We start from the raw sequence: 10,606 nt of genomic DNA on the forward strand, positions 1-10,606 counted from the left end.
AGTGGTAGGATTCAGTATTAAGAAATATTGAGTTAGTGCATCTATAAAACTTGAGATTTATTGTATAGACAAAACTCTAAAATCATCTAGATTGTATATTTTTTCAGACAATCAAAAGATGATTAGTATCCCTAGTAAATTACCAATTAATCAAGAAAAAAGGAGAATAATTAGTGTCTGAAGTCGCTACTAAAAATATCACATTCTGGAATACTACTGACTATAAGTATCCAGGATTTGGCAAAACCCTAGAAGTCCCTGATGGTTTAGGTGGTACAATAGGTATTACTTATAATCAAATAGACTATGATGACCGTGGCTGGAGAGGAAAGCCAGATGGTGATACTCCCATTACAGAAGATCGATTTCTCTCTGGGGAAATAGAGAATAATTTTAGCTTAACAGGCAAAGTCAAAGGTATTACCGCTACGATGCCTCAAATAAGAACTTTAGGAAAAGAAAATAACTATTCTGTCACCCTAGATTTTAGTAAATACAAAGCTTCCGCAGCAGGTTCAAAAGCAACTGATGGTGCAACCTCTGGTGACACTTATTTGGCCATATCAAGATTCTTTAATGGTAGTAAGACTGGATATACAACTATAAAAGTCACAGCGAAAACTGTAGATGGTAGTGAACTGAACCTAGGTGATTGGAAATTATTCAATAGTGGTGCCCTGCCGAATATGGGACGCTGGGGTGGCCATAATGCTCGGATATTTCTAGATGTAGCTAATCAAACTATTTCTGGTAAAAACTCTGAAGGTAAACAAGAGTTCTGTCCAACTCCACCTAACCCAGGTTCTTCTTTTGGTACAGATACAGGACTAGGCTTATTTGAGTTACCAAGTAATCAACGTTATGTGTCTATTACTCTGAGTTTCAAACAGAAAAAAATTCAAGGTGGGATACCTAATGATTTACACGATATTTATGTTGCTAGTAATACTAGCTCTACAGGTCCAATTGATGCAACTCCTCAACCTACCAATAAACCTGTAGACATAAATAATGGTTTACAACTGCATCTACCACTAAATGAAATAGTCGAAAATGCTGAATCAGAAAAAGAAGTTGTTGATATTTCAGCAGGAAAGTTTAATGGTAAAGTTCATGGTGCAACAGTTGTCACCGACTCGAAGTTTGGTAATTGTTTAAACTTTGATGGGGTGGATGATTATATCCAAATGCCACAAATGAATATTGATTATTCACAAGGTTTTACCGTAGAAGCTTGGGTGTATTATAACAGTTTCAAGAACCAATCAAGAGTTATTGATTTCGCTAACGGTCCCGGTAAAAACAATATCATTTTTGGCAATCATACTACAACAAATGATGGATTATTAGTTGTGTTTGTTGGTTCGACGAGAAAAGCTATTGAAGTAAAAGGGATACTTGAAGTAAATAAGTGGCTCCATCTAACAGCAACAATTGATGAGTCAGGAAATGCCAAGGTTTATAAGGATGGGCAAGAAGTAGGGGGGGGGTTGGTAGCTATCCCCAATAGTGTTAATCGTAGCAAAAACTATATTGGGGTAAGTAACTGGTCAGGAGATGGACATTTTCACGGAAAAATGTCAAATCTGCGGGTGTATAACCGAGTGTTGTCAAAAGAAGAAATTAACGAATGTATGGCAGTAGATGGAACACCTCCACCAATGGATATTAATAATGGTCTACAACTGCATCTACCACTGAATGAAATAGTCGAAAATGCAGCTAAAGAAAAAGAAGTTGTTGATGTTTCTGTAGGAAAACTTAAGGGTAAAGTTCATGGTGCAACAGTTGTAGATGACTCCCGTTTTGGCAGTTGTATCAACTTTGATGGAGTGGATGATTATATCCAACTACCTGCAATGAATATTGATTATTCACAAGGTTTTACTTTTGGAGCTTGGGTATATTATGAAAGCTTCAAGTATTGGTCGAGAATCATTGATTTTGGGATTGGTCATCCAAATGACAACATTTTATTGGCAAATCAGGAGACAACAAATAACCTATACTTTTATTGTTTGAGTGGTTCAAATCACAAATATATTAAAACAGACGGAATAGTGGAGTTGAATCAGTGGGTATATCTAACAGCAACAATTGATGGATTGGGAAATACTAAACTTTATAAAAATGGTCAGGAAGTAGGAAGGGGGTTAGTAAATATTCCTAATAGTGTTAACCGCACCGACAACTATATTGGCAAGAGTAACTGGTCAGACGGTAAATTGTTTCATGGTAAAATGTTGAATCTGCGGGTGTATAACCGAGTGTTGTCTCCAGAGGAAATTAATGAATGTATGAAAGTGGATGGAACACCTCCACCGATGGATATAAATCGTGGTTTACAACTGCATCTACCACTCAATGAAATAGTCGAAAATGCGGCTAAAGAAAAAGAAGTTGTTGATGTTTCTGTAGGAAAACTTAAGGGTAAAGTTAATGGTAATCCAACAGTTGTAGATGACTCACAACTTGGCAGTTGTCTAAACTTTGATGGAGTCGATGATTATATCCAAATGCCAGAAATGAATCTTGACTATTCACAAGGCTTTACTGTAGGAGCTTGGGTAAACTACAACAGCTTTAAGAGTTGGTCGAGAATTATTGACTTTGGAAATGGCGCTGGAAGTAACAACATTCTGTTTGCGAATCAAGGTACAACAGCTAATTTAACTTTACATAATTATCTTGGTGCTACTAATCACCCCATTCAAGTAGATGGAACACTAGAACAAAAAAAATGGCTTTATCTAGCAGCAACAATTGATGAGTCAGGAAATGGCAAAATATACAAGAATGGGCAAGAAATAGGAAGTGGATCGTCAAGTATCCCTAACAATATTAATCGCACCAAAAATTATATTGGCAAGAGTAACTGGTCAGCAGATCAATTGTTTCATGGTAAAATGTCAAATCTGCGGGTGTATAACGCAAGAGTAACTGGTCAGCAGATCAATTGTTTCATGGTAAAATGTCAAATCTGCGGGTGTATAACCGAGCGTTATCACCAGAAGAAATTGACGAATGTATGAAGGTAGATCAAACACCACCACCGATGGATATAAATCGTGGTTTACAATTGCATCTGCCACTGAATGAAATAGTCGAAAATGTGGCTAAAGAAAAAGAAGTTGTTGATGTTTCCGCAGGAAAACTCAAGGGTAAAGTTAATGGGAAACCCACAGTTGCAGATGACTCACAGCTTGGCAGTTGTCTAAACTTCGACGGTGTGGATGATTATATCCAAATGCCGGAAATGAATGTTGACTATTCCCAAGGTTTGACTATAGGAGCTTGGGTACAGTATAACAGCTTTAAGAGTTGGTCGAGAATTATTGACTTTGGAAATGGTCAAGGTAACGACAACATTGTTTTTGCTAATGAAGGTACTACTAAGAACTTAGACTTAGATGTTTATAAAGGTGCTACTCAAAACAGGATAAAAGCAGATGGAACGCTAGAGTTGAACCAGTGGCTTTATATAACAGTAACCGTTGATGGGTCAGGTAGTAGCAAAATCTACAAGAATGGTGAAGAAGTACAGACTGGTTTAGTACATCTGCCTAATAATGTTAATCGCACCAAAAATTATATTGGCAAGAGTAACTGGTCAGCAGATCAATTGTTTCATGGTAAAATGTCAAATCTGCGGGTGTATAACGCAAGAGTAACTGGTCAGCAGATCAATTGTTTCATGGTAAAATGTCAAATCTGCGGGTGTATAACCGAGCGTTATCACCAGAAGAAATTAACGAATGTATGAAACTGGATGGAACACCTCCACCGATGGATATAAATAGTGGTTTACAACTGCATTTGCCACTGAATGAAATTGTCGAAAATGATGCTAAAGAAAAAGAAGTTGCTGATATTTCAGCAGGAAAACTCAAGGGTAAAGTTAATGGTAATGCAACAATTGTAGATGACTCACAGCTTGGCAACTGTATAAACTTTGACGGTGTGGATGATTATATTGAATTACCTGTAGCAGCTATTCCTCAAAGCGATGAAATTACAATTAGTTTTTGGGCAAATGGTGGCAAGTCTTTACCCAAGACTAATTCTATATTATGGGCAGTCGCTAGCGATAAAATTAATGACTATGTGGTTAATATTCATTTACCTTGGTCAGATAGTCAAATTTATTTTGATTGCGGAAAGACTCCTACTTCTAGTAACAGTTATAACAGAATACAAAAAATAGCTGAGGCTGTTGATTTTAAAGATAAATGGAGTTACTGGACATTTACTAAGAATGTTACCACCGGGGAGATGAATATATATCTCAATGGTACTCTATGGCACAGTGGTACAGGTAAAAATAAACCAATAAATTCAATTACCCAGGTGAAGGTTGGTGCTGGTTATGGATTTTATCATGGTAAAATGGCTAATCTACGGATATATGACCGAGTGTTGTCTCCAGAGGAAATCAACGAATGTATGAAAGTGGATGGAACACCTCCACCAATGGATATAAATCGTGGTTTACAACTGCATCTACCACTGAATGAAATTGTGGAAAATGCGCTAATCTACGGATATATGACCGAGTGTTGTCTCCAGAGGAAATCAACGAATGTATGAAAGTGGATGGAACACCTCCACCAATGGATATAAATCGTGGTTTACAACTGCATCTACCACTGAATGAAATTGTGGAAAATGCGACTAAAGAAAAAGAAGTAGTTGATGTTTCAGCATCAAAACTCAATGGTAAAATCAATGGTGCAACAGTTGTAGCAGATGATCGCTTTGGTAACTGTATCAACTTTGATGGAGTGGATAATAATATCCAAATACCGGAAATGAATGTTGATTATTCAAAAGGTTTTACTGTAGAAGCTTGGTGTTACTCCAACAAGTTTAAAAATTACTCAAGAATAATTGACTTTGCCAATGGTCCTACCGACGACAATATCATTTTTAGTCATTATGTCAACAATTCGATCTTATTAGCGTTATATCTTGGTTCAAAGAGAAAAGAGTTAATCCTAAATAAAGTATTTGAAAATAATCAATGGCTTCATTTAGCAGCAACAGTAGATCAATTAGGGAATGCCAAAGTTTATAAAAATGGTCAACAAGTAGGGGAAGGTTTGCTAGCTGTCCCCAATACTGTTAATCGCACCAAAAACTATCTTGGCAATACTCAAAACGCTAAATCTCCAATTTATTTTCAGGGCAAAATGTCGAATCTACGGTTGTATAACCGACCATTATCTCCAGAGGAAATTAACGAATGTATCAAGGTAGATCAAACACTTCCACTTGTGGATATAAATCGTGGTTTACAACTGCATCTACCACTGAATGAAATTGTCGAAAATGCGACTAAAGAAAAAGAAATTGTTGATATTTCATCAGCCAAACTCAATGCTAAAGTCAATGGTGCAACAGTTGTAGCTGACTCCCGCTTTGGCAAAGAAATTGTTGATATTTCATCAGCCAAACTCAATGCTAAAGTCAATGGTGCAACAGTTGTAGCTGACTCCCGCTTTGGCAACTGTATAAACTTTGATGGAGTAGATGATTATATCGAACTGCCGGCAACAACTATTCCTCAAACTGGTGAAATCACAATTAGTTTTTGGGCAAATGGTGGCAAGTCTCTACCCAAACAGAATTCTATAATCTTGGCAGTAGATAAAAGTAACCACAGGGTAATTAACATTCATTTGCCTTGGTCAAATAGTCACATCTATTTTGATTGTGGAAATACAGCTACTTCTGATGACAGTTATGACAGAATAGAAAAATTATCTCAGGCTGTTGATTTTAAAGATAAATGGACTCACTGGGTATTTACTAAGAATGTGGCCACAGGCGAGATGAATATCTATCTCAACGGTACTCTATGGCAGAGTGGTACAGGTAAAAATCAACCAATAAGTTCAATTACCCAGGTGAAGTTCGGTGCTGGTTATGGATTTTATGATGGTAAAGTTGCTAATCTACGGATATATGACCGAGTGTTGTCTCCAGAGGAAATCAACGAATGTATGAAAGTGGATGGAACACCTCCACCAATGGATATAAATCGTGGTTTACAACTGCATCTACCACTGAATGAAATTGTGGAAAATGCAAAGAAATTGTTGATATTTCATCAGCCAAACTCAATGCTAAAGTCAATGGTGCAACAGTTGTAGCTGACTCCCGCTTTGGCAACTGTATCAACTTTGATGGAGTAGATGATTATATTGAACTACCTACAACAACTATTCCTCAAACAGGTGAAATTACAATTGGTTTTTGGGCAAATGGTGGCAAGTCTTTACCCAAACAGAATTCTATAATCTTGGCAGTAGATAAAAGTAACCACAGGGTAGTTAATATTCATTTACCTTGGTCAAATAGTCACATCTATTTTGATTGTGGAAATACGACTACTTCTGATGACAGTTATGACAGAATAGAAAAATTATCTCAGGCTGTTGATTTTAAGGATAAATGGACTTACTGGGTATTTACTAAAAATGTGGCAACAGGCGAGATGAATATCTATCTCAACGGTACTCTATGGCAGAGTGGTACAGGTAAAAATCAACCAATAAGTTCAATTAGCCAAGTGAAATTTGGTGATGGTTATGGATTCTATAATGGTAAAGTTGCTAATCTACGGATTTATGACCGAGTGTTGTCTCCAGAGGAAATTAACGAATTGATGCAAGTTGATAAACCTGATGCAGGTGACACCACATCAACTACTGGTGCGGATGATGCAACTCCAACCACTGATGCAGGTGACACCACATCAACTACTGGTGCAGGTGATGCAACTCCAACCACTGATGCAACAGAAACCGCATCAACTACTGGTGCAGGTGATGCAACTCCAACTACTGAGACAACAGAAACCGCATCAACTACTGGTGCGGATGATGCAACTCCAACCACTGAGACAACAGAAACCGCATCAACTACTGGTGCGCATCAACTACTGGTGCGGATGATGCAACTCCAACCACTGAGACAACAGAAACCGCATCAACTACTGGTGCGGATGATGCAACTCCAACGACTGATGCAACAGAAACCGCATCAACTACTGGTGCGGATGCAACAGACACATCATCAACTACTGAACCAACTGACACAACTCAAAAACCCATGGAATATCAGATTTATCAAGTAAATGGTAATCCCACAATTAAAACTGGATATCCAGCGTCAGAATGGACTGCAGTTATTGCCGGATTTAATTGCGGAGCACAGCAGAAACACAAAGCAACAGCATTAACGATCATGCCTGTTGTAGATGATGGAGAATGGAAAATCAAGTGCGATATTAAAGATGCAGATGATCGCTATTGGGATGTAGCAGTTTTATTTATCAGGAATAATATGGTAAATAGAATCAGCAATTTCTACCGTTAAATAGCTGTAACCTAAAACCGTATTTGATAGATTTTTTAGGGTAGTTTTTAATGACCAGAAAATAATATCAAATTTGGTAGTATCGGTAAAATCCAATATCGTAGGGGTTTGGTCTCCAAACCCTTACCAAATTTAACAATTTATCCTAAAAACCAGGCTTCTTTGTAAGTTCTACTAAAATAGAAAAATCATCCGCACAATTCCTATACCAATAGTTTCATTTTCCTCTTCATGTTCGGGATTAATAACTACTAAAACTCCAGGATTAATTGAAATATTATCATTAACTTGATAACGATAAAAACCTTCTAAATGCCAAGCAGTATCATTGTCTTGTGGAGCATTATCATTATCAGTTACTTTAGGCGGACTTCCTATTACTAAACCAAGCAAACTACCCTCTTTTCCTAAGTCAGTAAACCCGAATGTCACCGCCCAATTTACAATAGTTGCTTCATCTCCTTCTTCTACAATACCAACAGATTCTTCAGCATGAGCAAAACTTAATCCAGTCCAACCAGAAATTGTCAATTTATCAAAAGCACGCCAACTTGCTTGAAAACCTAAATGATCGGCGGAAGTGGGAACTAAACGACCAAAAGGTGCATTTGCTCTTCTACTACCTGTTGCTGCTGAGACAAATAATTTATTTTTAGGATAGTAAGAACGCACATAAGTAAGGCCAAAACGGAGGCGATCGCTTGGTCGAATATCTAGTTGTGCTAAAGCTGCATTACTACCATTAAAAAATCCATTTCCCTCGCGAGGATTTTCTGGGTCTCTTCCTATATATCCTAAAGATAAAGTGAAGGATTTATTAATATTATAAACGGTGGTTATTCCAGCACCCCGCGCTCCTTGAGCATAGATAGGATTGAATCGTCCAAAATTAGAAATTGCCCCTGAAATTCGACTCGCAAATAGTCTGTTGAAGTTATCAGAAACATTCATATTATATCTAGCTCCAGTGGCATCAATATGAACTCTAAATTTTTTGCCAATTGGAAAACGATAGAATAATTTACCAACATCAAAGGTATTATTAGTATTTCTTTGATAAGCTAAACGAGTCATATTTGTTCCAGTTATTGGCACTCCATAAGCAACTGTATCTAGAGCATCTAAACGAGTTTTGAAGAAATCTCGGCCTGTAAAGCTAGTATGAAAACTTAAACCTACTCGATTATTTAAAACTGTATTATCTTCTAAACTTCCACCGCCAGCTTTTTCATCTCCGAAAGCATTACTAAGAGCAAATACAACTTCTCCAAATAATTTAGTTGTTGTTGAAAATTGATTTGCTTCTAGTTCGGTAGTCCGTGCTTCTAGAGCATCTATTCTACCTTTAATTTCTGCAAGTTCGACAGCAAAATCTTCTTGTAAACGTTGTAAAACTGCTAAATCATCTTTAGTTACTAAGTCTGCTGTAGCAGCAGCAATTAATTCAGTAATTCTGTCTAAACAAGCATTTAAACCTGCTGCAAATTCGTAGCGAGTCATGGCACGATTACCGCGATAACTACCATCGGGATAACCAACAATACAACCATAACGTTCTACTAAAGATTGTAATGCTTGAAATGCCCAATCTGTAGGTTGAACATCGGATAATTGAGATACAGAAGTAACTTGTTCCATTGAGTCTAATTTTTGCTCAAGTTGATGGGGTTGAACAATAATTGCATCTTCCGCAACGGGAGTTATATCTGATTTTGAATTATCTTTTTCTCCAGTTTTTACTTGAGAATTTAGTTGTGTATATTTAATTTCATTTGCCTCAGCAACTGTAGAGATGCTGAAAATTTTAATTAATACAAATAAAAAACAATTTAGACGAATTTTTGACATATTTTTTTAGGAAATTAAGGAGTAGGAAAATTTTGTATATTGAGGGTTGCGATGACGACTGTTGAACTGGATTCTATGTTATCTAAAAATACAGAAAATTTCAGATATAATCGGGGAAAATGATGACAGGCAAGATGCCTATGTTACCAATTAAAAATTGATAATTAGAGATAGTTTTCATTATCAATTATCAATTATCCATTATCAATTATTTTTCATCCATAATAAAATGCTGAATCAGGCAAATTACCACCAAAAAGTTTAGGGTTTTGCTCCAATAAACGAGAATACCAAAACTCTAAGTCTTCTTTTGCATCTTTAGCACTTACCATTTCTAGTGGGGTATATCCCAGAGATTTTTTAATTACAGGTGCTTTTAAACCCAGATATTTTGCTCCTAATGCAGCAGCATTATCAGGATTTTGTTTTGCCCAATTCACTGCTTCAACTAACCCATTTTGTACAGCTTCAATTACATCAGGATATTGATTAATTATAGAAGTTAAACCTAAAGTTCCTGCTTGGGGAAAACGAGGGGGTCTACCTGTTACTTTTCCCCATTCTTGTTGTAAATTAATCGCCAATTTTATATCTAATCCTTGTTGTTTACCGCGAAGTTCGGCACCTGTACCAGCAGGTTCAGCTAAAAGTGCAGCATCGCCACGACCTGCTAATAATAATTGCACTGCTTGAGCAAAATCAGTGGTGTATTGAATTTTTAAATCTTTCTCTGGGTTTAATCCGTTTTCTTTGGCTAAATAAAAGAATAATTGAGAAGGTAAACCGCCTCGGAAAGCTATTAGTAATGTTTTATTTCTTAAATCATCAAAACTGCGGATATTCTGAGCAGACCAAATATTTAAAACTCCCCAAACTAAGACATTTAGTAATTTAATGGGAACTTGTTTTTGATATAAATTTGCTGCTAGAGATGTGGGAGTTGCTGATACTTGTAGTTTTCCTGAAACAGCATCTGCTCGGAGTTGGTCGTGAGTTTTCCATATACGGAAATCGACTGTTTCTACTAAGTTTTTAATCTGACTTTGTTCTGCTAAATAGGCGAGTAAAATTGTAATTATAATTGGAGAACCACCCAAAGCTAAACTTGGCAATTTTTTTTCAGATTGAGCAATAATTTTTGCTGCTTTAGCTGTGGAGAAATTAGTAGTAAATGTTAAACCAGTTGTGGCTAATATTAATTGTAAAAATTTACGGCGCTTTTTATCTATCATTTTTCAGACAAAATAAATTAGTTGTTGAAAACTTCTGTACTGAATAGCAATTTTAATTATCAGTTATCAGTTTTGATAATTAATAATAGTTTTGATTGAGCATGATTTTTATAATAATTTTTTCCATTTTTATTTGACTAATAATT

General features: G+C 36.4%; 8 protein-coding genes. 6 read left to right on the forward strand and 2 right to left on the reverse strand.

What is annotated here, in order from left to right; translation table 11 throughout:
- The first annotated feature begins 173 nt into the window (after positions 1–173).
- Genes AFK68_RS25460 through AFK68_RS25485 form a run of 6 tightly spaced genes read left to right on the forward strand, consistent with a single transcriptional unit; the run spans position 174 to position 7,380 of the window.
- Positions 174–3,032: a LamG domain-containing protein gene (locus AFK68_RS25460; RefSeq protein ID WP_094676153.1), complete on the forward strand. Its 2,859-nt coding sequence runs from the start codon at positions 174–176 to the stop codon at positions 3,030–3,032.
- On the forward strand, positions 2,972–3,763 hold the full coding sequence (locus tag AFK68_RS25465; RefSeq protein WP_094676155.1) for a LamG domain-containing protein: 792 nt from the start codon (positions 2,972–2,974) through the stop codon (positions 3,761–3,763). Before AFK68_RS25460 ends, AFK68_RS25465 begins: the two co-directional genes overlap by 61 nt.
- Positions 3,703–4,587: a LamG domain-containing protein gene (locus tag AFK68_RS25470; RefSeq protein ID WP_094676157.1), complete on the forward strand. Its 885-nt coding sequence runs from the start codon at positions 3,703–3,705 to the stop codon at positions 4,585–4,587. The genes AFK68_RS25465 and AFK68_RS25470 overlap by 61 nt, the downstream gene beginning before the upstream one ends.
- Entirely contained in the window at positions 4,584–6,152 is a 1,569-nt protein-coding gene (locus tag AFK68_RS25475; RefSeq protein ID WP_094676159.1) for a LamG domain-containing protein, read from the forward strand. The genes AFK68_RS25470 and AFK68_RS25475 overlap by 4 nt, the downstream gene beginning before the upstream one ends.
- A gap of 23 nt (positions 6,153–6,175) precedes the next feature.
- Entirely contained in the window at positions 6,176–7,138 is a 963-nt protein-coding gene (locus tag AFK68_RS39790) for a LamG domain-containing protein (protein WP_256386650.1), read from the forward strand.
- Entirely contained in the window at positions 7,114–7,380 is a 267-nt protein-coding gene (locus tag AFK68_RS25485) for a hypothetical protein (protein ID WP_094676163.1), read from the forward strand. The genes AFK68_RS39790 and AFK68_RS25485 overlap by 25 nt, the downstream gene beginning before the upstream one ends.
- Before the next feature lie 174 nt (positions 7,381–7,554).
- Here AFK68_RS25485 and AFK68_RS25490 read toward each other — a convergent pair whose 3' ends face one another.
- On the reverse strand, positions 7,555–9,228 hold the full coding sequence (locus AFK68_RS25490; protein ID WP_094676165.1) for an iron uptake porin: 1,674 nt from the start codon (positions 9,226–9,228) through the stop codon (positions 7,555–7,557).
- A 215-nt stretch (positions 9,229–9,443) separates the two neighbouring features.
- On the reverse strand, positions 9,444–10,460 hold the full coding sequence (locus AFK68_RS25495) for an ABC transporter substrate-binding protein (RefSeq protein ID WP_094676167.1): 1,017 nt from the start codon (positions 10,458–10,460) through the stop codon (positions 9,444–9,446).
- Positions 10,461–10,606 lie beyond the last annotated feature (146 nt).

The sequence above is a fragment of the Hydrocoleum sp. CS-953 genome, from assembly GCF_002260545.1.
In the GTDB taxonomy this organism is placed as follows: Bacteria; Cyanobacteriota; Cyanobacteriia; order Cyanobacteriales; family Microcoleaceae; genus Trichodesmium.